Raw genomic sequence first — 22,645 nt, forward strand, 5'->3', positions numbered from 1 at the left:
TTCCTTTACTTCGCGGCAGAGGCTAAATCTAATGTACTGATAACTTCTACAAGCGACTGATCTTTTAGGTTTTGCTGACCGCGGATCACAATTTGTTCTCCAGGCTCTATCCCAGCAATAATTTCGACTGTATCAGCCTCACGGTAACCAAGAGAGACTTGTCTACGATTCACGTTGTTGCCATCAATGACGTAAAGGGCGAATTCATTGTCTTGGTTGACCACAGCGTTATAAGGAACTGTGATGACATTGTTGTGGGTGTCATATCTAAGCTCTACACGGGTGAACATGCCAGATTTTAATTTTGCATTTTGATTCGGTACTGAAAGAGTGACCTTAAACGTACCGCTTTGCGCATCGACAATCGGGCTTATTCGCAGCACTTTGGCGTGAACAGTCTCTTCGGAGTGTTTGTTCGCAAAGATTTGAGCATCTTGGCCTAAACGTAAACTTTGCAACTGCTGCTCTGGCAAATGTACGATCCCATATAGTTCGTCTTGATTGACGACATAGAAAAGCTCTTCAAACTCTTTAGCCATATTGCCTGTTTTGACGAATCGGGTCGCTATAACCCCATCGATAGGTGAGCGGATAATGCTTTCTTCAACATGCAAACCTGCAAGATCACGTTTGGCAATGGCCGCTTGTAAATTGTATTCAAGCTTGGCCATGGAATCTGCACTGATAAATTCTTTGTTGCCCATTTTTTTCAGACGATTGAGTTCTTGTTCGATGATCTCCACTTCTGCTTGAGAGCGGGCAAGATCATATCTCTGTCTTTTGGCATCTATGATTGCGAGAAGCTGGCCTTTAGTGACTCTATCTCCCTCTTCGACTCTGATCTCTTCGATTAAACCAGCGATTCGGGTGACAACGTTTGCTTCTTGTGGCGCTTCAAGGGTTGCGGTCGTGCTATAAAATGAAGAAACATCGCCTTGAATAACGGTTGTCGTTTCAACAGGAACGGCATATTTCTCCTCTTCTTTAGGCGGCTCTTCACCGCTACAAGCCGAGAGCACTGACACCAGAAGGAGAGGAAGTGCAAACTTGAAACTATTGAGCGGGCGAGTTTTAACACCAGCTTTATGAGTGTGTGTAACTTGAATGTTAGCGAGTGTATTTAAAGAGTCCATGTAAAAATACCTAAGTTATTTGTTCTAATTGTCACTAACTAAGCACAAGCCATGCCACAAATTAAATCGATTTGAATACAATGGCTTATACTTCGCGATGTCTGTGAAGTTAAATTTGTTAAACATAATGTAGCGAAAAGGTTTAAAACTTGATGCTTTTGACTAAGAGAGATTTAACGATTAATTGTGTAACAATTCAAACTCGATTTGATACAAGATGTATCAGGGGTGATTAATTCAGTTCATTGGGTTCATTTGTTTGGTTAATAACCTTAATGCATCAAGTGGCGTTCATTTACTGGGATTGGAGGGAGATAATGAGTGGATAACTTTTATGGAAGACGCTCTTATGACACTTAGTTTTATGAAATTCACTCTTATTAAAAATCTAGTCGCTATGGCCTTGATGTCAGTGTTCCTATTCTCACCAAACCTACATGCACAAAACTTGTTGAAAGACGCAGTACGCATGAATCGAGATCTTAAAGACAACAAATATAAGTACAAGCATGAGTACAATAAGACAAAGAATAAGGTCAGTAGAGCTAAAGATAATGCCAGGGATTTGGCAGATGGCAGCTATGTCGACAAGAAATTGGATAAAATGGAGCACAATGCTACAAGGAAGCTGCGCAGAGCAAAAGATAAAATGGATCCCCGCGATGAGATTGCCGAAGAGATGCGCCGGGATATTAAGCAAGGTAAGCGTGGAGCTGTCGACAAATGGTTAGCGGATTAGTACCAATCCTACTCAATTTGCGATCTTTCTGCGAGAATTCAAAGCCCTGTCGTCTTGATGTGAGCTCAGTCTCTTTGTGGTAATTTGTTATGGTAAAGTATCTTGTTTATGTGTCTTTAGTTCAGTAGCATGCCAGTTTTAAATAGCTAAAGTAATGAATAGTATGAAGTTTGTACAAGTGTTTTCAATTATCTGTCTTTTTAGTTTACAAGCATGTAGTAATATCCCCAATGAGGCTGGTTCCACTGAGGATATGGCTGAATCGTCCAATGAGCATAGTGTGGGGATCAATGCCAGTATCGATGCTAAAGGTCTTGCTACCCCAAGGAAAATGAATGGCTTGATTGTTGGGTACGATATCACGCCAAGCTTCCCTATTGCACCTACATTGGGTACCGGTTTTGGTTTCACTTATAACGCTTCCATTGCGGTTAATATGATCAAAAAGGATACATCATCAGCAAAGATACTTGTTGATGTACCAAGAAAAGTACCGGTAACCATTACCGTCAAACACCCTGAAATCACATCAACAGATGGGACAGTGACGACCGAGTCGAGCTGGAAAGACATACTCTATTTTGGCAGACCTAACTATGTGATTTGGAATTTTGAATCAGAATCAGAGTTGGTTTCAGGTAAGTGGACGGTATCAGTACTCGAAAAGGGCACTGAGATAGTCAGTCAAAGTTTCCTGGTGATGAACACCCCCACAAAACCTGCCCAAATCACTCAAGTGTGCGTAATTGATGAAGCTAAATACCCTAGACACTTGATTAGTCAGTATCAGGATTGCTGCATGAAAGATGACGCATCAGCTTGTTATCAATTCGCATGGAAAGGGGTGGAACGTTTCAAGGATACCGTCGGCGCTATACTCTATTATGGACGTGCGTGTGATTTAGGTGATATCTCAGGATGTCGTAGGGCTGGCCAGATGTCTGAAGGTGACAGTGAAGCCAAATGGTACAACAAGGGATGTGATTTGAGAGACTTCGACAGCTGTATTGAAGTGGGTAGAAGCTTACCAAATTAAGAGTATAAAAAAGGCACTCGATGAGTGCCTTTTTCAGTTGCTGATCCTTAGGTTCTAGAACCTAGGTTATAGCAGCTTTAAGATTCACGCTTGCCTTGTGAGACAAATGTGCGCTCAGGTGCGCCGGTATATAATTGACGTGGACGACTGATCTTATGACCAGGCTGATCCAACATCTCTTTCCAATGAGCAATCCAACCAACTGTACGCGCAAGCGCAAACAGTACTGTGAACATGCTAGTTGGAATACCGATAGCCTTCATGATGATGCCTGAATAGAAATCAACATTAGGATACAGCTTCTTAGAGACAAAATACTCATCTTCAAGTGCGATACGCTCAAGTTCCATTGCCACATCAAGTAGTGGGTCATTCACTTTAAGCTCACTAAGGACTTCGTGACACGTTTCACGCATAACTTTTGCGCGAGGATCGAAGTTCTTATAAACACGATGACCAAAGCCCATTAGACGGAAAGGATCTTCTTTATCCTTAGCACGTGCAATAAACTCAGGAATACGATCAACACTACCAATCTCTTCAAGCATGTTTAGACACGCTTCATTAGCCCCGCCATGTGCTGGTCCCCAAAGTGACGCAATACCCGCTGCAATACATGCAAATGGGTTAGCACCTGAAGAACCGGCCAGACGAACCGTTGATGTTGACGCATTTTGTTCGTGATCGGCATGCAAAATAAAGATGCGATCCATGGCACGTTCTACGATAGGGTTAACCTTGTATTCTTCACATGGTACAGCAAACATCATGCTAAGGAAGTTACCTGCGTAGCTTAGATCATTACGTGGATACACGAATGGCTGGCCAATTGAGTACTTGTAACACATGGCTGCAATCGTCGGCATTTTAGACACTAGGCGAAAAGCGGCGATTTCGCGGTGACGCTCATCGTTTACGTCTAATGAATCTTGGTAAAATGCAGAAAGTGCACCTGTTACACCACAAAGCATAGCCATTGGGTGAGCGTCACGTCTGAAACCTCGGAAGAAGGCTACAAGCTGCTCGTTGACCATGGTGTGGTTTTTAACTGTATGAACAAATTTATCATACTGAGTCTTAGTTGGAAGCTCTCCGTACAAAAGCAAATAGCAAAGATCTAAATAATCTGAATCTATGGCGAGTTCACCAATCGGGTATCCGCGGTGAAGCAAGATCCCTTGTGCGCCGTCGATATAAGTAATTGCTGATTCACAGGAAGCTGTCGCGAGAAATCCTGGATCGAAAGTAAAGTGACCCTTACTTCCTAATTTGCTGATGTCGATAACATCAAAGCCTGCCGTTCCTTTTTTTATTGGCAGATCGATTGAGTCATTTCCTGGCAGTTCCAACTTGGCTATATTTTCAGCCATACCCGTTCTCCTTACTTCATTCTTATGTGAGTGCGGCTTATCAAACGCCAACACTTTACAGTGAATCTAGATCACATTTCAATTTAAATAACCGTTTTAATTTGTTAGACCATGGTCTTATTTTGCTCAAACCCCATAATAGAACAGGAACTTGGCAGATTTTTTTACCAAAAAAACAAAATTTGCATAATGTGATGTTTGTATTTGACATTTGCCGCGCGTATACTTGCTTCGGCTCAGATGAGCTGCAGACATTACTGATTAGTTAGCACTTTTTTCACTAGGTTAATGAGTTCTATCTAGAATGTTAATAGTCTGTTTAAACTTTCTTTTGTGATGACCTTGAACTGTGATCAACCTCACGGATCAAAATTTGAGCGAGAGCGGATCGTATAACAAAAATATAGCTCAATAGAGCAGAGTGAGCAGAACGTGAAAAAGCAAAGACCTGTCCATCTAGATCTGCAGACCATACGCTTTCCTGCAACAGCGATTGCGTCCATTCTTCATCGTGTATCCGGTGTCATCATGCTATTTGCAGTTGGCATTCTCATTTGGTTGCTAAATGAATCTTTAGCATCCCCTGAAAGTTTCGCCGGCGTACAATCTCTTTTTGATAATTTGTTCGTTAAGTTTGTCATCTGGGGAATTCTAACCGCACTGGGTTATCACCTTATCGTTGGTATACGCCATCTGATAATGGATACCGGTCGCTGGGAAGAGTTACCAGCTGGTATTGCTTCGGCAAAAGCCGCTTTTGCATTGTCAATTGCGTTTTCAATCATTGTGGGGATGTGGGTATGGTAACTAATGCAGCAAGTCTTGGACGCAGTGGTGTTCATGACTTTATTTTAATACGTGCAAGTGCAATTATTTTAGCTATTTACACCATTTTCTTGATTGGATTTGTTGCATGTAGCTCTCCACTCACCTACGACATATGGCATAGTCTATTTAGCGCTCTGCCTATGAAAGTATTTACACTACTTGCCCTCGTTGCCATCCTTGTTCATGCATGGATTGGTATTTGGCAAGTGCTTACAGACTATGTAAAGCCATTAATGCTTCGTGGTGCACTTCAGTTTGTTGTTGTCGTCGCAGCCTTTTCTTATCTGGCCGCTGGTATTTTGATAGTGTGGGGTGTTTAAGTGAGTATTCCAGTTCGCGAGTTTGATGCAGTCGTTATTGGTGCCGGTGGTGCGGGTATGCGAGCAGCACTACAGATTTCTAAAGAAGGTAAGAGCTGCGCGCTTTTATCTAAAGTTTTTCCTACTCGTTCTCATACTGTGTCTGCACAGGGTGGTATTACTGTAGCACTAGGTAATGCCCATGAAGATCATTGGGAACAGCACATGTACGATACCGTGAAAGGTTCCGATTTTATCGGTGACCAAGAAGCGATTGAGTTCATGTGTAAAACAGGTCCAGAAGCGGTTATTGAGCTAGAGCAAATGGGACTTCCATTCTCTCGTTTCGAAAACGGCACTATCTACCAACGTCCGTTTGGTGGTCAATCAAGAAATTTTGGTGGCGAGCAAGCGGCTCGTACTGCAGCAGCAGCTGACCGTACGGGTCATGCTCTGCTTCATTGTTTGTACCAGCAAAATGTTAAGCATAAAACCGAAGTTTTTTCTGAGTGGTATGCACTCGATTTAGTGAAAAACGAAGACGGCGTCATTGTTGGTTGTACGGCTATCGATATCGAAAGCGGTGAAATCGTTTATTTCAAAGCGAAAGCAACCATTCTTGCAACCGGTGGTGCGGGACGTATTTTCGCCTCGACGACCAATGCACATATCAATACTGGCGATGGTGTTGGCATGGCAATGCGCGCTGGCGTGCAGATGCAAGATATGGAAATGTGGCAGTTCCACCCAACCGGTATTGCTGGTGCGGGTGTACTGGTTACAGAAGGTTGTCGTGGTGAAGGTGGATATCTTCTCAATAAAGATGGCGAACGCTTCATGGAGCGTTATGCACCGAATGCGAAAGATTTAGCCTCACGTGACGTGGTAGCACGTTCGATGATGACTGAAATTCGTGAAGGTCGCGGTCTTGATGGTCCTTTAGGTCCGCACTTGCTACTCAAGCTGGATCATTTAGGTAAAGAGACACTAGAAGCGCGTCTTCCTGGTGTTTGTGAACTGTCTCGTACATTCGCTCATATCGATCCGGCCGATGGTCCAATCCCTGTATTACCGACATGTCATTACATGATGGGTGGTTTGCCGGCTAAAGTTAGCGGACAAGTGATCCGTCAAAATAGCGATGGCACTGAGCAAGATATTGTTGGCCTATTCGCTGTTGGTGAGATTGCCTGTGTATCGGTACATGGAGCAAACCGCTTAGGTGGTAATTCACTGCTTGATTTAGTGGTATTTGGACGCGCAGCCGGTCAACATTTAGGAAAAGCGCTTGATGAAACTGCCGATCCTAAAGATGCAACGGATGCTGACATTGCCAAATCACTCGACCGTCTGAATCGTTGGGAAAGCAACAAAGACGGCGAAGACCCTACACAAATCCGTAAAGATTTGCAGCTTTGTATGCAGCTTAACTTCTCAGTATTCCGTAGTGGAGACGCTATGGCTGAAGGTCTTGCAGAGCTTAAGGCCATTCGCAAGCGTCTAGCCAATGCTAAATTGTCTGACAATTCGACAGAATTTAACACTCAGCGTATTGAGTGTTTAGAGCTAGATAACTTGATGGCTACGGCGATTGCAACGGCTTACGCGGCAAACTACCGCACAGAAAGCCGCGGTGCGCACTCTCGTGAAGACTTTTTAGACCGCGATGATGAGAACTGGTTATGTCACAGTGTCTTCGACCCAGTTACTGAAGAGATGAATAAGCGTGATGTGAATATGAAGCCTAAGCTTCGTGCCGCCTTCCCACCGATTAAGCGTACTTACTAAGGAGATTGAGATGAATTTGAATATCGCAATTTATCGCTACAACCCTGATGTAGACGCTAAGCCGTATATGAAGGATTACACATTAGAAGTAGCTGAAGGTACCGATATGATGGTCCTGGATGCACTAATTCTTCTAAAAGAGCAAGATCCTACCTTGGCATTTCGTCGTTCATGTCGTGAAGGTGTTTGTGGTTCAGATGGCCTGAACATGAATGGTAAGAATGGTTTGGCCTGTATCACGCCAGTGTCTACATTCAAAGGTAAGAAAATAGAGATCAGACCACTGCCTGGCATGCCTGTTGTCCGTGATCTTATTGTGGACTTATCTCAGTTCTACAAGCAGTATGAGAAGATCAAGCCATACTTGATAAACGATGAAAAAACGCCTGCGCGTGAACATCTGCAATCACCGGAAGAGCGAGCACATTTAGATGGTCTTTATGAATGTATCATGTGTGCCTGTTGTTCGACCGCTTGTCCATCTTTCTGGTGGAATCCTGATAAGTTTATCGGTCCAAGTGGCTTGTTACATGCCTATCGCTTCCTAATTGATAGCCGTGACACAGCGACTGAAGAGCGTTTATCAGAACTTGATGATGCATACAGCGTATTCCGCTGCCATGGCATCATGAACTGTGTGGATGTATGTCCTAAGGGACTAAACCCAACTAAGGCAATTGGACACATTAAGTCCATGTTGCTAAAGAGAGCAGTGTAAATGCAAGACAAAGAGCTGACAGTAATAATTATATAGCTCGAATTGAGTCACTTCTCTTATGGGAAGTGGCTCTTTTGTGTAATGGAACTACAATATGCCGTGAAATCTGGATTTCTAGGGGCGGCAAATGATATGTGTCTCTTGTCTATTTATTGCTGATGACGAGAGTGCATATATAAAACTTTGGCTAAACACGTGTATAAAGTTTGAAAGGAATAGAAATGCACCAAGGCATCATGAAAGCCTGGCTCGAATCATCACACCTTAGTGGTGCCAATTCGACCTATGTAGAAGAGATGTATGAAGCCTATCAAGAAGACCCTCAGTCTGTTGCAGAAGACTGGCAAGTGGTTTTTGATAACCTCCCTCATGCCAACGGCGCATCGGCTGATGTACCCGAAGCAGCCCACTCTAAAGTACGTGACTATTTTCGTAGCTTAGCTCTTGAAGGTCGTCAGAAGGGCCTAGCCCGTGCGACTGATCCTGAAGTTGATGCTAAGCAAGTTAAAGTCCTGCAGATGATTAATGCTCACCGTTTTCGTGGCCACCAGAATGCCAATCTTGACCCTCTGGAGCTTTGGAAACGTGACACAGTCTCTGAACTGGACCCGGCCTATCACGGCTTAACTGGCGAAGATATGCAGCGTGAATTCAATACTGGTTCATTTGCTCATGGTGGCGATACCATGCAGCTTGGTGAACTTGTAAACGCATTGAAGGCTACATATTGTGGCTCTATCGGTGCTGAATACATGCACATTACCGATACTGAAGAGAAGCGCTGGATACAGCAAAGGTTAGAACCTTCTTTAGGTAGAGCTAATTACGACAAAACAGCTAAAACTCGCATTCTTCAAGGCTTAAATGCTGCAGAAGGTATTGAAAAGTATTTAGGTGCTAAATTCCCTGGCGCGAAGCGTTTTTCTCTTGAAGGTGGCGATGCACTCGTCCCTATGATGAGAGAGATCATTTATCGTGCGGGTGATGCTGGTACCAAAGAAGTCGTCGTCGGTATGGCCCATCGTGGTCGCCTTAATTTACTGGTGAATGTCTTAGGTAAAAAGCCTGCTGAATTATTTGACGAATTTGCCGGCAAGCACAGCGATGAACTCAACGGTTCGGGTGATGTTAAGTATCATCAAGGTTTCTCCTCCGACTTTGAAACGCCAGGCGGTAATGTCCATCTTGCCCTTGCGTTCAACCCATCGCACCTAGAGATCGTTAACCCAGTGGTTATGGGTTCTGTTCGTGCTCGCTTAGATCGCCGCGGTTGTTCTGACGGCAGACAAGTATTGCCGATAACTATTCATGGTGACTCAGCCATTACCGGTCAGGGTATTGTACAAGAGACGTTTAACATGTCTCAGACTCGCGGTTTTACCGTGGGCGGTAGTATTCGTATCGTCATAAACAATCAGGTTGGTTTTACTACTAACTTGACTGAAGACGTTCGTTCTACTGAGTACTGTACCGATATCGCTAAGATGGTTCAGGCACCCATTTTTCACGTCAATGCCGATGATCCAGAGGCGGTTGCTTTTGTGTCTCAGCTAGCTGTGGATTACCGCAACGAATTTAAGCGTGATGTGGTTATCGATCTGGTTTGTTATCGTCGTCATGGCCATAATGAAGCCGATGAGCCGAGTGCGACTCAGCCATTAATGTATGCAAAAATCAAGAAGCATCCTACGCCACGTAAGATCTATGCAGACAGATTGATTGCCGAGCAGACCTTAGGTGCTGATGATGTGACCTCTATGGTTAACGATTATCGAGATGCACTCGATCACGGCGATTGTGTCGTGTCTGAGTGGCGTCCTATGACACTGCATTCGGTTGACTGGTCTCCTTATATCAACAGAGAGTGGAACGAAGACTATCCTGCTCAGATGTCGATGGAACGAATCAATAATTTAGCTGATAAAATCAGTTATGTTCCTGAAAATCACAAGCTACAATCACGCGTCGCTAAGATCTACAAAGATCGCGCATTAATGGCTAGCGGTGAGAAATTGCTTGATTGGGGTTTTGCAGAAACGCTGGCTTATGCGTCGATTCTTGAAGATAAGAAACGTATTCGCATTACTGGTCAAGATTCAGGTCGTGGCACTTTCTTTCATCGTCACGCTGTGTTGCATAACCAAACTGATGCATCAGCTTATATGCCACTGCGTAATATTGCCGATGAACAGGGTCCGATTGACCTTATCGATTCGGTACTTTCTGAAGCGTCTGTACTTGCCTTTGAATACGGTTACGCGACTGCCGAGCCTAGCGGATTAACACTTTGGGAAGCTCAATTTGGTGATTTCGCTAACTGTGCTCAAGTGGTTATCGACCAATTCCTATCTTCTGGTGAACAGAAGTGGGGCCGTTTGTGTGGCCTGACCATGTTGTTGCCTCATGGGTATGAAGGTCAAGGACCTGAGCACTCGAGTGCTCGTCTGGAACGTTTTCTGCAACTTTGTGCTAACCACAATATGCAGGTATGTGTCCCTTCGACACCGGCTCAGGTTTATCACATGCTACGTCGACAGGTTGTACGCCCAATGCGTCGTCCTCTGATCGTCATGTCACCTAAGTCTTTACTGCGTCATCCATTAGCTGTGTCTAGTATGGAAGAACTTGCCCAAGGCAGCTTCCAGACCGTGATCCCTGAGATGGATACCTTAGATAGTACTAAGGTTGATCGCGTGGTGTTCTGTAGTGGTAAGGTTTATTTCGAACTGCTAGAAAGACGTCGCAAAGAGAGTCTGACTAATATCGCGCTTATTCGTGTTGAACAGCTTTATCCGTTCCCGCATGAAGATATGGTGCAAATATTATCTCAATACCAGCACGTTAAAGATTTTGTATGGTGTCAAGAAGAGCCGCAGAACCAGGGAGCCTGGTACTGTAGCCAGCATCATTTCTGGAGTGCAGTCCCTGCCGGCGCACAGTTGACTTATGCCGGCCGTGAAGCATCTGCTGCACCTGCATGTGGTTATCCAGCACTGCACGCTCAGCAACAAGATTCTTTGATAAAAACAGCATTAAAACTTTAGTTACAAACTATTTAAAAAGGATAGCTCATAATGAGTATCGAAATTAAGGTACCCGTACTGCCTGAATCTGTTGCTGATGCAACTATTGCCACTTGGCATGTGAAAGCTGGTGAACAAGTTTCTCGCGATCAAAACCTGGTTGATATCGAAACTGATAAAGTTGTACTCGAAGTTGTTGCTCCAGAAGATGGCTCTATCGCTGAATTCTTAGCAGAAGAAGGTGACACTGTTTTAGGTGAAGCTGTTATCGCTAAATTTGTTGCTGGTGTGGTAGCCGGACAAGAAGTGACTAAGGCTGAAGCTGAAGCATCCGCTCCTGAAGTTGTTGAAGAGACTAGCGATGCCCTAAGCCCTTCAGTTCGTCGTCTGATTGGCGAACATAACCTTGATGCAAGTAAGCTTAAAGGCACAGGTGTTGGTGGACGTATCACCAAAGAAGATGTTGAAGCATTTGTTAAGAACGCAAAGGCTGCACCGGCTCCTGCTGCAAGTGCGCCCGCAGTTGTAGCGCCATTGGCTGATCGCAGCGAGAAGCGTGTTCCTATGTCACGCCTGCGTAAGACTATTGCTAAGCGTCTTCTGGAAGCTAAAAATTCCACAGCCATGTTGACTACGTTTAACGAAGTCAACATGCAGCCTATCAAGGATATCCGTAAGCAGTATCAGGAGATTTTTGAGAAGCGTCATGGTGTTCGTCTGGGCTTCATGTCTTTCTACATCAAGGCCGTGACTGAAGCACTGAAGCGTTTTCCTGAAGTGAATGCGTCAATTGACGGTGATGATATCGTTTATCACAACTATTTCGATATCAGCATTGCAGTATCGACACCACGTGGTTTAGTGACACCTGTATTGCGTGATACTGACACCATGAGCCTTGCTGACATTGAACGCAATGTTCGTGAATTAGCTCTTAAAGGTCGTGATGGCAAGCTAACTGTTGCAGATATGACGGGTGGAAACTTCACCGTGACCAATGGTGGTGTATTTGGCTCATTGATGTCGACACCTATTTTGAACCTGCCACAAAGCGCTATCTTAGGCATGCATGCCATTAAAGATCGCCCTATGGCAGTTAATGGTCAGGTTGAAATCCTGCCCATGATGTACCTAGCACTCTCTTACGATCACCGTATTGTCGATGGTCGTGAGTCAGTTGGCTTCTTGGTTGCCATTAAGGACTTCCTCGAAGATCCAACTCGTCTACTGTTAGATTTATAAAATAGTACAGTGACACCATACCAGTCACGTCTCAGGATGTGATTGGTATTACCCTCGTTACTGGCCCAGAAAGAGCCAGTTAAATTTGATAAGAAGTATATGGATAGATCATCATGAATTTGCATGAGTATCAGGCAAAAGCTCTATTTGCCGAATATGGTTTGCCAGTGTCAGAAGGTTTTGCTTGTGATACACCACAAGAAGCCGTTGAAGCTGCTGGAAGAATTGGCGGTGACACTTGGGTTGTTAAGTGTCAAGTACATGCAGGTGGCCGTGGTAAAGCGGGTGGCGTTAAAGTTACTAGCTCTAAAGACGAGATCCGCGCGTTTGCCGAACATTGGTTAGGTAAAAATCTGGTAACGTACCAGACAGATGAGAAGGGTCAGCCGGTTGCTAAGATTTTAGTAGAAACCTGCACCGACATCGCCAACGAATTGTACCTAGGTGCCGTTGTCGATCGCGCTTCACGTCGTGTGGTATTCATGGCTTCTACCGAAGGCGGTGTTGATATTGAGACTGTGGCTGAAAATACGCCAGAGTTGATCCACAAGGCTATCATAGATCCATTGACAGGTCCTCAGCCATTCCAGGCTCGTGATCTTGGCTTCAAGTTGGGCCTAAACCCGACTCAGATGAAGCAGTTCACTAAAGTCTTCATGGGCTTAGCTAAGATGTTTGAAGACCATGATTTCGCACTACTAGAGATCAACCCGCTGGTTATTACCGACGAAGGCAACATTCACTGTCTTGATGGCAAGATTGGCATCGATGGTAATGCACTATACCGTCAGCCTAAAATTCGTGACATGCACGATCCATCACAAGATGATGCTCGTGAAGCACATGCAGCTAAGTTCGAGCTTAACTATGTCGCACTAGACGGAAACGTCGGTTGTATGGTTAACGGTGCGGGCCTTGCTATGGGAACTATGGACATAGTTAACCTACACGGCGGCAATCCAGCTAACTTCCTTGATGTTGGCGGCGGAGCGACTAAAGAGCGCGTTGCTGAAGCGTTCAAGATCATTCTGTCTGACGATAACGTTAAAGCAGTATTGGTTAACATCTTCGGTGGTATCGTGCGTTGTGACATGATCGCTGAAGGTATTATCGGTGCAGTTAAAGAGGTCGGTGTAACCGTACCTGTTGTTGTCCGTCTTGAAGGTACTAACGCAGAACTTGGCCGTGAAGTATTGGCTGGTTCAGATCTCGATATCATCGCTGCCACGAGTCTTACTGACGCGGCTCAGCAAGTTGTTAAAGCTGCGGAGGGCAAATAATGTCTGTCTTAATCAATAAAGATACTAAAGTTATCTGTCAGGGCTTTACCGGCGGTCAAGGTACATTCCACTCTGAGCAAGCTATCGATTACGGTACCCAGATGGTGGGTGGTGTTTCACCTGGCAAAGGCGGTAAAGTTCATCTTGGTCTGCCAGTATTTAATACAGTTAAAGAAGCGGTAGCTGAAACTGGTGCTACAGCATCTGTTATCTATGTACCTGCTCCTTTCTGTAAAGATGCCATTCTTGAAGCTATCGACGGTGGCATCGAGCTTATCGTTTGTATCACTGAAGGCATCCCGACTCTGGATATGCTTCAGGTTAAAGTTAAGCTTGAAGAAACTGGTGTTCGTATGATCGGTCCTAACTGTCCAGGTGTTATCACTCCTGGTGAGTGTAAGATTGGTATCATGCCTGGTCACATCCACAAGCCGGGTAAAGTCGGTATCGTTTCTCGCTCAGGTACACTGACCTATGAAGCGGTTAAGCAGACTACCGATGAAGGTTTCGGTCAGTCTACTTGTGTTGGTATCGGTGGCGATCCAATTCCTGGTACTAACTTCATCGACGTTCTTGAGTTATTCCAGAACGATCCACAGACCGAAGCGATTGTGATGATCGGTGAGATCGGTGGTACTGCTGAAGAAGAAGCGGCTGAGTACATCAAGGCTAACGTGACTAAACCTGTTGTTTCATACATTGCCGGTGTTACTGCACCTGAAGGCAAGCGTATGGGCCATGCTGGCGCAATCATTGCCGGTGGTAAAGGTACTGCTGAAGATAAGTTTGCCGCTCTTGAAGCTGCAGGCGTAACGACTGTTCGTTCACTTGCCGATATCGGTAAAGCACTTCGTACTAGAACAGGTTGGTAAATACCCTTTCTGTTTAAAAAAGGCGCCTTTGGCGCCTTTTTTGTTACCTATCTTTTATATGGGAATGGTGATCCCTTTTGACATATTTAACAGCTCAAGGCATATCATGCCTGATGTTTAAACTCGGCGGGAGTTAACACATAGAGGTCATCGGCATAGAATTGATCGCTACGGCTAGTGCTCCACCAAGCTGACCATACCTCATCAACGAGACGGTCTGCACTGTCATCGATAAGTGCATTCGGCGCTAGTGGCTCGATAAGGCTGCCGACAGACATTAAAAGACCGTAAGGTGAGCGGCGCTTTACCATCTGGGGCATCAGCTTAGCAGGATCATCTAATCCCATACTGCCTACAAGTTCATAGAAACTTTCTAGCGTGTTGTGATGGAAATTTTTAATCCTTTGGCTTTTTTGCTCGACATTTATTGCTTTGGATCTAGCTGGATCTTGAGTCGCTATTCCAGTGGGGCACATATTGGTGTTGCAGTGTCTAGATTGAATACAGCCAAGGGCTAACATCATGGTACGGGCCGCGTTCACTGTGTCTGCGCCTAAAGCTATTTTTGTTAGAATATCAAAACTTGAGGCTGTTTTTCCTGACGCTATAATTCGGATCTTATCTCTTAAGCCTACACCCACTAAGGCATTATGGACAAAATAGACTCCTTCCAGACACACCATACCCAATCGATTACTAAACTCAACTGGCGCTGCGCCCGTACCACCTTCTGCGCCATCAACAGTAATAAAGTCTGGTGTTATGCCTGTTTCAAGCATGGCCTTACAGACTCCTAAAAACTCAGCAGGATTACCGATACAGAGTTTAAAGCCAACGGGTTTACCACCACTAAGCGTTCTTAAGCGGACTACAAACCTAAGTAGGGCGATGGGTGTGGTGCATTCAGGGTTAACTGCTGGAGATATACAATCCCTGTCCATGGGGATATGGCGAATAGCAGCAATTTCACGAGTAATTTTTGCTTTGGGTAAGACGCCTCCGTGACCCGGCTTAGCCCCTTGACTGAGCTTTATCTCAATCATCTTTATTTGAGACCGTTTAGCCATAGTTTCAAAGGTATCTGGATTGAAATTACCTGATTCATCGCGACAACCAAATAAGCCTGAGCCTATTTGCCAAACGATATCTCCGCCATGTTTTAGATGATAGGGACTTGCGCCTCCTTCACCTGTGTTGTGATAACAACCCGCTTGTTTAGCGCCTAAGTTCATTGCTTCAATTGCATTGGTGCTTAAGGAGCCAAAACTCATCGCCGAAATGTTCAAATAGGAGGCGTTATAGGGTTGAGTGCAATCTGGGCCGCCAAAGGTAATTCTTTTTACATCATCAGCAATATGTTTAGGAGAAAGCGAGTGCCAAAGGCTCAGGTAGTTATCTTCCATCAGATCTCTTTGGGTGCCAAAAGCTATGGTGTCTCTAACATTTTTAGCTCTCTGGTAGACCAGTGATCTTTGCTCTCGGTTAAAGGGGCGTTCCTCAGTATCATTGGCGACGAAATATTGTTGAATCTCAATACGGTAGGATTCGAGAAAGTAGCGAATATAGGCAACGACGGGGTAAAGACGATTGAGTGTGTGAGGACTATACTTTAGGTCATAAAAACCGATGCAAGAATAACTGAGGCTAAGAAATAGCAGCAGTATGGACAAGCCGTTACCAGTGGTATTGAAAAGATATAGTGCGAGTAGGTTTCCAACACTGGCAATCAGCCAATATACCATTTGCATAATCGTCATGATTCTTCCTTGTTCGACATAGCTAAATGAGTAAAACATCTGCTTTGTAAAGAGATTATATTGATAAATATGGGATAGGTATATAAGTTAGTTACTTAATTAGATTTAGTGAATCCATAAGAATTATTAAACGGGTGTCACCAATAAGATTCAAATGAAGGGAGAGTTATGATCATTGCTGAAACCGATAGGTTAATCATACGACAATTTGAACAACGGGATATACCCAGCATTTTTTTACTCAATAGCATCCCGGAAGTATTAACCTACATACCAGGTGAACCGATGACATGTGTTGAGCAGGCGGAAGAGATATTTAACGAGGTCATACTTTCTAGTTATGAAGAGTTTGGCTATGGCCGATGGGCGGTAGAGCACAAACTTGATAATAAAGTGATAGGGTTTTGCGGTCCTAAGTATATTACCGAATATGACGAGGTAGAATTAGGTTATCGCTACTTACCTGATTATTGGGGACTGGGACTTGGTTCTGAAGCGGGTAGAAGTGCGTTAGAACAATTTCAACGGTTTGGCATTGATGAGGTGATTGCGATTATTTTGTTGGGTAATAAGGGCTCCGAAAATCTGGCCCAAAAGCTAGGAATGAAACATAGAAATCGAGATAGTTTTATGGGTCATAAAGTGAATATATACCACAAAAAGTTATGAGTTGTTGACACAAAAAAACCAGCTAGAAAGCTGGTTTTTAAACGCTAAAGTCGGAATTAAACTGAGTCTTCTTTACGCGTCGTTGTGCTCACATTCATCGTTGGTACATACACCGTAGAGATATAAGCTGTGGTTAGTCAGCTTAATGTTGTGCTTCATAGCGATTTCATCTTGGCGAGATTCGATCATGTCATCAGAAAACTCTATGACCTTGCCACATGATAGGCACACAAGATGGTCATGATGGTGTTTAGTCGCTAGTTCAAAAACCGCTTTACCACTTTCAAAATGATGGCGAGTCACGATGCCAGCATCGTCGAACTGGTTAAGTACGCGGTATACCGTCGCAAGACCAATCTCTTCACCTAAATCCAATAACCTCTTGTAAAGATTTTCAGCACTGATGTGTTGGTTTTCGGGTCCTTGCATCAGTTCTAGGATCTTGACTCGTGGTAAGGTAACTTTCAAACCCGCTTTTTTCAGCGCCTGATTTCCATCTGTCATTACTAATCTCTTGATTGCAGAACCAGCAGTGTAGCCTTCGGTTCAATAGTGGATATTAATTTCTATTATAGAGGTTAAATTGAAAACTTAAACCTCTATAGAGCTTTATCTTAGTATTATCAATACAAATACAATAAATGATGAAAAATCAGAGATAAAGCATGCGATTTAAGCTTACATTTTGTATTGTTATTACGGTATTTATACTAACGCCTAGTATCGAATGTTAGATAAATGCGTCAGGCTTATTAGCATATGTTTGGCTTGTAGTAATACCAATCGGTATAAAGATATGGTCATTCAGCGAGAGTTTAGCGCTTGTGAGGCAAGGCAACGAGTGAGAGACATAGTTATTCTACGTTTAAGCTTGTTAACGCAGTATCAGAAGTGCTAAAACTCGCCTTCCAGGAGTGTTTTTGGCTGCCTACTTCTGTGTTGACTGAGTTCAAAAGGGATCACCATTTCCTCACTCATTCGCCTTGAATTATGCCGCCAAAAATAACTCTGAATTGACCACTTACTTATACCTATTGGTATTTTTAGAATAAAAAATAGTATGGAAGGATTGAAGATGTATCGGCAAATAGTGGTGTTAACTGGCGCTGGAATCTCAGCTGAATCAGGTTTAAGAACGTTCAGAGATCAAGATGGGCTCTGGGAAGAACATAAAATTGAAGATGTTGCGACGCCTGAAGGTTATGCGCGAGATCCAGAACTTGTGGATCGTTTCTACAACACGCGTTGGACGCAACTCCATAATGGTGATATCGAGCCTAATGAAGGTCACAAAGCACTTGCACGTCTTGAGCAAGAGTTTGAAGGCGAACTGTTAGTTGTCACCCAGAATATTGATGATCTGCATGAACGAGCCGGTTCACGTCGTTTATTGCATATGCATGGTGAATTGTCGAAAGGTCGCTGTCCACGTTCTCGTCAAACATTTATATTACGTGATCCATTCGGACCAGAGCATTGTTGTACATGTTGTATTCCAGCCCAAAGGCTCAGACCACATGTGGTTTGGTTCGGTGAAATGCCAATTGGCTTAGACCGTATTCAGCATGCTCTAGACACCTGTGATCTGTTTATCGCCATTGGCACTTCCGGTACCGTATATCCGGCTGCTGGTTTCGTTGATACCGCCAATCATCACGGGGCACAGACTGTAGAAGTTAACTTGGTTGCAGCCGATCGTCATAGCCAGTTCCAGTATCACCTCCAAGGTAATGCGAGTGTGCTTTTGCCTCGTTTAGTCGATAGAATCTTATCGGGAAGTGTTATTAGCGATATTATTGACTAAATCACATTATGTATTGAGGTCTGAATCAATGGAAGAAGCGCTGAGTAATTCTTTGCCCAGAAATCTGAGCAAAGAGCAGCAGAGTACAGAGTGTAATAAGCTGGTAATCATCATGCGTGGTTTGCCAGGAAGTGGAAAATCCCACTGGGTGGATGAGTTCTTAGGGATTCAAAGCATCGAGATTGCGATTAATGCGCGTGCTAATGGATATTTTTCAACGGATAGCTTCTTCTATGACGGAGAGCGATATCGTTTCGACAGTAAGAAATTATCAGAATATCACCAACGCAATCTAACGGGGTTTATACAGGCCCTATCGACTTCTGAGCCTATCGTTATCTGTGATAATACAAACCTTGCTCACTGGGAGTTTATGGCTTATGAAACTGCGGCGAAAGCCTTGGGCTATCAAGTGCGGATCGTCTTGATTGGTGAGCCTAAAGATAACGCACACCAAGCACTGTGTGCAGAACGAAATAGCCATAACGTGCCGTTAGCTCAGATACAAAGAATGGCTAAGCAGTTCGAAGCCTTCTAATTGTTTTTATCTCTACTTTCTGTTTGTGATTATGCTAGTTCTATTTGCCTTTATGCTGGGAATTTAAATGGGTTAAAACCTCCTGCTCCAGACTGGCTATTAATTGATGGGAGTTTACATCGGCTAAGTTTAATGCCACCCAGCCATCTGTGCCCATAAATTCGATGGCAGATATTTCTAGTGTCTCAGTCCAGTTGCCGCTGAGCCTGAAAATGCCTCTCGATGTATGTATTCTGGTGATATGAAATGTTGTCATGACCTAACCCTAACAAAGTGCATTCGAGGTTACAATTGATGCAAGTATTATAAGTAGGGGAATTGCTAACAGATAAGAGTTAGCAGGTTAGTAAGTCAGGCCGATATAATGAGTGTGACCTTGCCTATGATTCTACTACTTCTTACTGGCCCCATCTCTTGGCTGGATATACTTGTCTCATTTTCGCCTTTAAACCAGAGGTTACCGGCATTGTCTATCTTGACCAGAGTCTTGATTAACTCTCCTAATCTGGGGTGTTTGAAAAGGTATATCCCCCCAAGTTTTAATGATGGTCGTTTAAAAGCGCTCATGCACAGAACAAAACTGCCAGCAGGAATACGCGGCTGCATACTGACTCCGGCTACGCGGTATAAGTTGATCCCAAACATGAGTGCTCCTTAAATTAATTTACTGCAGTAACTATTTTAATTGTGGGTAAATTAATGTCTCTGCGGGTGGATAAGGGCAGGTGGCTTGATAAGTCTTAATCCCTTTGGTTTCCCAGAAGATCTCGGCGAATCGGTTGACCTTTTCCAGTAGTAGCAGAGTCGCTTCACGATCGATATGTTGCTTGGCTTTCGATGCCGCCAACATGATGCTGTGACTCAATTCATGGAGCTCCGGAAATTGCTCCAGTTGAGGCTGCTTGATGTAGTCGCCCCAGATCACCGTGATCTCATCCTTTACCTTGTGACCATGGACTTCCTTTTCGGCCACTAAGCGGCCGAATTGCGCCTGCTCATTGGGCGTCAAAGACGGCTTAGAATTGAGTTCTTCGAGCAAATCGACCATACGGATCATGGTTAATACCGCCAACTGCGACGTGATGGGATCGTAAATCTTGCACGGTATATCACAATGAGCCGAGGCACGTTTAAAAGGCGCTTTATTGTCGAGTTTATTCAATAAGTTATAAAACATGTTCGCCCCTTATTTGTTGTCTGATTGAGTCGCAGCTTTCTTTCGGCGGTACATGGTGATGGCGAGTCCCAGAGCGGCCACGGTAGGTAAAATCCACAATAGGTGAACCATAGACGATGACCAATGAGCATGATCATGTCCTGGATGTGCCAAGGCCGTAGGGGCGATAAGTAAAGTGGATACGGATGTGAGTGCTGCTGAGAATCTTTGCTTCATGGATATCTGACCTTAAATGTTAGCAGGATATTTAGTGGTTTGATGTATGGCCACAATTAGTGAATGACCGGAGCCAAAGCGTTCATATCGACACATTTTGATCCCTGTAATTGGCCCTTTTGGAATAGGTATAACTCTTTGCAGCTAAGCTTCAATCCATGAAGGATTGCGGCATAGATGGGCTCATTATCTGCCTGAGTGATAAGCCGATTTCTTAATTGGTGATAAGGAGTCATGATATGGGTGAGTTGAGCATCGGCTTTTCCCTGTCTGCCGTATAGTTCTGACAGGTTATGATAACTGGCTAACCAAGCCATCATGATCTGCTCATCGTTGGTATACTCACTATAGAGGTGATTAATCCTCGATATAGCAATCAAGTATTGACGTTCGGCATCTTGCCAATCACCGGCCTGAAAAGCCCGGTTTGCCTCGCAAATTACCTGCCTCCATGTATCCATACCTCACTCCTTTAATATCGACAACACTCAAACGCAAATAAGAATCAATATCATTATGCTTGTGGAAAGGTATTTGTAAAGGCCGCTGCAAAGATAAAGCTAATATTTACATTTGTTGCAGAATGCAGAAGTAATAAAGATATCCTGAGGGAAGGGGGTAAGGTCTTGATATCGAACCTTAGTGTTTATAGGGTTCGTTAGCTTAGTTTCGTTCACAAAGCCTGGTTAATTTAGTCTTGTTAACTTAGTCTCAGTTCAGGCGCCGAGTAGAGGAAGATGTTTAATTGAGTGGTATCTAAGGGAAAGTGAGAGGCAATGCTTGAGCTCTGTCAAAGGTATGATATCTGAGGTCGAAAATACCATGGCTCGATTACCTTCGTAGGTGAAGGTATTTCCATAGAGTTCTTTGAAGGTCTCAACTAAGCGGGTGTTACAATTGAAGTAAATACGATACTGGCTTGGCGTCGCCACTTTCCAATCGAAACGTACGGTACTGCCATGTTTTACAATATAGCTAGGTTCTCCCCATTTTAGCGCTTCTTCGACTTCTCCATCTTCTAACTCAGCAGCCAGATCTAAGATAGTTTGTCTGAGTCCCATTAAAATTTGAGCTATGTTATCGGGGTAGGCATCGAATTTTTGTTTAATAATCTTGTTCATTTCTCAGGCTCTGCTAATTGCTTTTGTTTTCTTTAGTATGGCGCGAACTGCAGGTCTCAAGAAAATATTTACCGACTATCAGGAATAAAATCCCGCCTAAGATCATTGCAGATGCTAGGATCAGGCGCATCGATATTGATTCATCCGCAAACATGATGCCGCCGATGGCTGCAATAATAGGCACAACTAGTTGTACAACAGCGGCCTGTATTGAGCTCAGACCTGTCAGGGCAATATACCAGATGGTGTAGCCAATTCCTGAGGCGAGTCCGCCGGATATTATGGCTAATACCAGGCCAGTATTTGATAGTTGAGCGTCTTGAAATGTGAACAGGACTAACAGAATAACGAAAGGTAAGGTACGTAGAAAGTTATAACTGGTATCCCCAAGTGCGTTTACAGATCCCCGCCCCATCAGGGTGTAACCAGCCCATGCTATGCCTGAGATTGTCATCAGAATAAAGCCTGACAGAGAAGGTGTCGCGAGTGTCGGCATGACCAGGTAGATGAATCCGCCAAAAGCCATCATCAGTCCGAGCCATTCTGTATAGTGGAGTTTTTTACCGCTAAGCAGACTGGCTATCACCATAGTGAGTTGCACCGAGGCAAATAAGATGAGGGCACCAACACCTGTGGATAGTGATATATAGGCGTAGGAAAAGGTTATCGCGTAGATAAATAGCAATATAGCGGCTCGCCAACTGCCTTTTGACTTTGACTGACTCAAAGCGTCGCCCGCAGATGTCTCTTGCAGGTTATCTTGTTCATCTTGGTTCGGGCTCTTACCCTCAGCGCGGCTGAAGCTAGCTCCTAAGCCTGATCGAGTGAACGCTAAGATAATCATTAATACTAAAATTCCAGACAGCAGGCGGATTGAAGTGAAGCTCGCCGCATCTATGGTGTTATCGCCTAATGCCATACGGCATAGGACAGAATTACCCGCGAACGCGATAAGGGCTAATGTGGTGTAGAGACTGATACTGAGTCTGCTCAAGAGTAACCGAGTCCTTGTTGATTCGAATGAGTGCTTATTTT

24 protein-coding genes are annotated in these 22,645 nt (G+C 44.1%); 13 read left to right on the forward strand and 11 right to left on the reverse strand.

Annotated elements, in window-relative coordinates; translation table 11 throughout:
- Positions 1 to 5 precede the first annotated feature (5 nt).
- Positions 6 to 1,133: an efflux RND transporter periplasmic adaptor subunit gene (locus tag FM038_RS09120; protein ID WP_142870415.1), complete on the reverse strand. Its 1,128-nt coding sequence runs from the start codon at positions 1,131 to 1,133 to the stop codon at positions 6 to 8.
- Between the two features lie 334 nt (positions 1,134 to 1,467).
- Here FM038_RS09120 and FM038_RS09125 point away from each other — a divergent pair, with 334 nt between their 5' ends.
- Complete coding sequence (locus tag FM038_RS09125) at positions 1,468 to 1,872, forward strand: hypothetical protein (protein ID WP_223293033.1); 405 nt, start codon at positions 1,468 to 1,470, stop codon at positions 1,870 to 1,872.
- 163 nt (positions 1,873 to 2,035) lie between these two features.
- Entirely contained in the window at positions 2,036 to 2,908 is an 873-nt protein-coding gene (locus FM038_RS09130; protein WP_185965653.1) for a DUF3859 domain-containing protein, read from the forward strand.
- A gap of 77 nt (positions 2,909 to 2,985) precedes the next feature.
- Here FM038_RS09130 and FM038_RS09135 read toward each other — a convergent pair whose 3' ends face one another.
- Complete coding sequence (locus tag FM038_RS09135; protein ID WP_142870417.1) at positions 2,986 to 4,278, reverse strand: citrate synthase; 1,293 nt, start codon at positions 4,276 to 4,278, stop codon at positions 2,986 to 2,988.
- A 411-nt stretch (positions 4,279 to 4,689) separates the two neighbouring features.
- Between FM038_RS09135 and sdhC the strand changes: the two genes are divergently transcribed.
- From sdhC to sucD, 8 genes are all read left to right on the forward strand, one after another.
- Complete coding sequence (gene sdhC, locus FM038_RS09140) at positions 4,690 to 5,085, forward strand: succinate dehydrogenase cytochrome b556 subunit (RefSeq protein ID WP_142870418.1); 396 nt, start codon at positions 4,690 to 4,692, stop codon at positions 5,083 to 5,085.
- Positions 5,079 to 5,426, forward strand: coding sequence for a succinate dehydrogenase, hydrophobic membrane anchor protein (sdhD, locus tag FM038_RS09145; protein ID WP_142870419.1), 348 nt, complete (start codon positions 5,079 to 5,081; stop codon positions 5,424 to 5,426). The genes sdhC and sdhD overlap by 7 nt, the downstream gene beginning before the upstream one ends.
- On the forward strand, positions 5,427 to 7,193 hold the full coding sequence (gene sdhA / locus FM038_RS09150) for a succinate dehydrogenase flavoprotein subunit (RefSeq protein ID WP_142870420.1): 1,767 nt from the start codon (positions 5,427 to 5,429) through the stop codon (positions 7,191 to 7,193).
- Between the two features lie 10 nt (positions 7,194 to 7,203).
- Positions 7,204 to 7,911, forward strand: a complete 708-nt coding sequence (locus FM038_RS09155; RefSeq protein ID WP_142870421.1) for a succinate dehydrogenase iron-sulfur subunit — start codon at positions 7,204 to 7,206, stop codon at positions 7,909 to 7,911.
- 221 nt (positions 7,912 to 8,132) lie between these two features.
- Complete coding sequence (gene sucA / locus FM038_RS09160; RefSeq protein WP_142870422.1) at positions 8,133 to 10,955, forward strand: 2-oxoglutarate dehydrogenase E1 component; 2,823 nt, start codon at positions 8,133 to 8,135, stop codon at positions 10,953 to 10,955.
- A 30-nt stretch (positions 10,956 to 10,985) separates the two neighbouring features.
- A complete protein-coding gene (odhB, locus tag FM038_RS09165; protein ID WP_142870423.1) occupies positions 10,986 to 12,176 on the forward strand; it encodes a 2-oxoglutarate dehydrogenase complex dihydrolipoyllysine-residue succinyltransferase in 1,191 nt (396 codons plus the stop codon).
- Positions 12,177 to 12,289: 113 nt separating this feature from the next.
- Positions 12,290 to 13,456: an ADP-forming succinate--CoA ligase subunit beta gene (gene sucC, locus FM038_RS09170; RefSeq protein ID WP_142870424.1), complete on the forward strand. Its 1,167-nt coding sequence runs from the start codon at positions 12,290 to 12,292 to the stop codon at positions 13,454 to 13,456.
- Positions 13,456 to 14,328, forward strand: a complete 873-nt coding sequence (gene sucD, locus FM038_RS09175) for a succinate--CoA ligase subunit alpha (RefSeq protein WP_142870425.1) — start codon at positions 13,456 to 13,458, stop codon at positions 14,326 to 14,328. The genes sucC and sucD overlap by 1 nt, the downstream gene beginning before the upstream one ends.
- A 104-nt stretch (positions 14,329 to 14,432) precedes the next feature.
- Here sucD and FM038_RS09180 read toward each other — a convergent pair whose 3' ends face one another.
- Positions 14,433 to 16,085, reverse strand: coding sequence for an FMN-binding glutamate synthase family protein (locus FM038_RS09180; RefSeq protein ID WP_142870426.1), 1,653 nt, complete (start codon positions 16,083 to 16,085; stop codon positions 14,433 to 14,435).
- A 168-nt stretch (positions 16,086 to 16,253) separates the two neighbouring features.
- On the opposite strand from FM038_RS09180, the gene FM038_RS09185 reads away from it, so the two are divergent.
- On the forward strand, positions 16,254 to 16,754 hold the full coding sequence (locus tag FM038_RS09185; RefSeq protein WP_142870427.1) for a GNAT family N-acetyltransferase: 501 nt from the start codon (positions 16,254 to 16,256) through the stop codon (positions 16,752 to 16,754).
- A gap of 72 nt (positions 16,755 to 16,826) precedes the next feature.
- Here FM038_RS09185 and fur read toward each other — a convergent pair whose 3' ends face one another.
- Positions 16,827 to 17,258, reverse strand: a complete 432-nt coding sequence (fur, locus tag FM038_RS09190) for a ferric iron uptake transcriptional regulator (RefSeq protein ID WP_142870428.1) — start codon at positions 17,256 to 17,258, stop codon at positions 16,827 to 16,829.
- 571 nt (positions 17,259 to 17,829) lie between these two features.
- Between fur and cobB the strand changes: the two genes are divergently transcribed.
- Positions 17,830 to 18,558, forward strand: a complete 729-nt coding sequence (cobB, locus tag FM038_RS09195) for a Sir2 family NAD+-dependent deacetylase (RefSeq protein ID WP_142870429.1) — start codon at positions 17,830 to 17,832, stop codon at positions 18,556 to 18,558.
- Positions 18,559 to 18,670: 112 nt separating this feature from the next.
- Positions 18,671 to 19,096, forward strand: coding sequence for an ATP-binding protein (locus FM038_RS09200; protein WP_223293088.1), 426 nt, complete (start codon positions 18,671 to 18,673; stop codon positions 19,094 to 19,096).
- 40 nt (positions 19,097 to 19,136) lie between these two features.
- Here the strand turns inward: FM038_RS09200 and FM038_RS09205 are convergent, their stop codons facing one another.
- The 7 genes from FM038_RS09205 to FM038_RS09235 form a co-directional block, all read right to left on the reverse strand.
- Entirely contained in the window at positions 19,137 to 19,352 is a 216-nt protein-coding gene (locus FM038_RS09205; RefSeq protein ID WP_142870431.1) for a hypothetical protein, read from the reverse strand.
- A gap of 95 nt (positions 19,353 to 19,447) precedes the next feature.
- On the reverse strand, positions 19,448 to 19,741 hold the full coding sequence (locus FM038_RS09210; RefSeq protein ID WP_195873234.1) for a S24/S26 family peptidase: 294 nt from the start codon (positions 19,739 to 19,741) through the stop codon (positions 19,448 to 19,450).
- Between the two features lie 31 nt (positions 19,742 to 19,772).
- Entirely contained in the window at positions 19,773 to 20,273 is a 501-nt protein-coding gene (gene sodN, locus FM038_RS09215) for a superoxide dismutase, Ni (RefSeq protein ID WP_142870432.1), read from the reverse strand.
- Between the two features lie 9 nt (positions 20,274 to 20,282).
- Positions 20,283 to 20,489 (reverse strand): hypothetical protein, encoded by a 207-nt coding sequence (locus FM038_RS09220; protein WP_142870433.1) that lies wholly within the window; start codon positions 20,487 to 20,489, stop codon positions 20,283 to 20,285.
- 56 nt (positions 20,490 to 20,545) lie between these two features.
- Positions 20,546 to 20,950: a hypothetical protein gene (locus tag FM038_RS09225; protein ID WP_142870434.1), complete on the reverse strand. Its 405-nt coding sequence runs from the start codon at positions 20,948 to 20,950 to the stop codon at positions 20,546 to 20,548.
- Between the two features lie 255 nt (positions 20,951 to 21,205).
- Entirely contained in the window at positions 21,206 to 21,610 is a 405-nt protein-coding gene (locus FM038_RS09230; RefSeq protein WP_142870435.1) for a DUF1801 domain-containing protein, read from the reverse strand.
- A gap of 13 nt (positions 21,611 to 21,623) precedes the next feature.
- The gene (locus tag FM038_RS09235; RefSeq protein ID WP_223293034.1) at positions 21,624 to 22,604 is read right to left on the reverse strand and encodes a DMT family transporter; all 981 of its coding nucleotides are present in this window, start codon (positions 22,602 to 22,604) and stop codon (positions 21,624 to 21,626) included.
- Between the last annotated feature and the right edge of the window lie 41 nt (positions 22,605 to 22,645).

The sequence above is a fragment of the Shewanella eurypsychrophilus genome (assembly GCF_007004545.3).
Lineage (GTDB): Bacteria > Pseudomonadota > Gammaproteobacteria > Enterobacterales > Shewanellaceae > Shewanella > Shewanella eurypsychrophilus.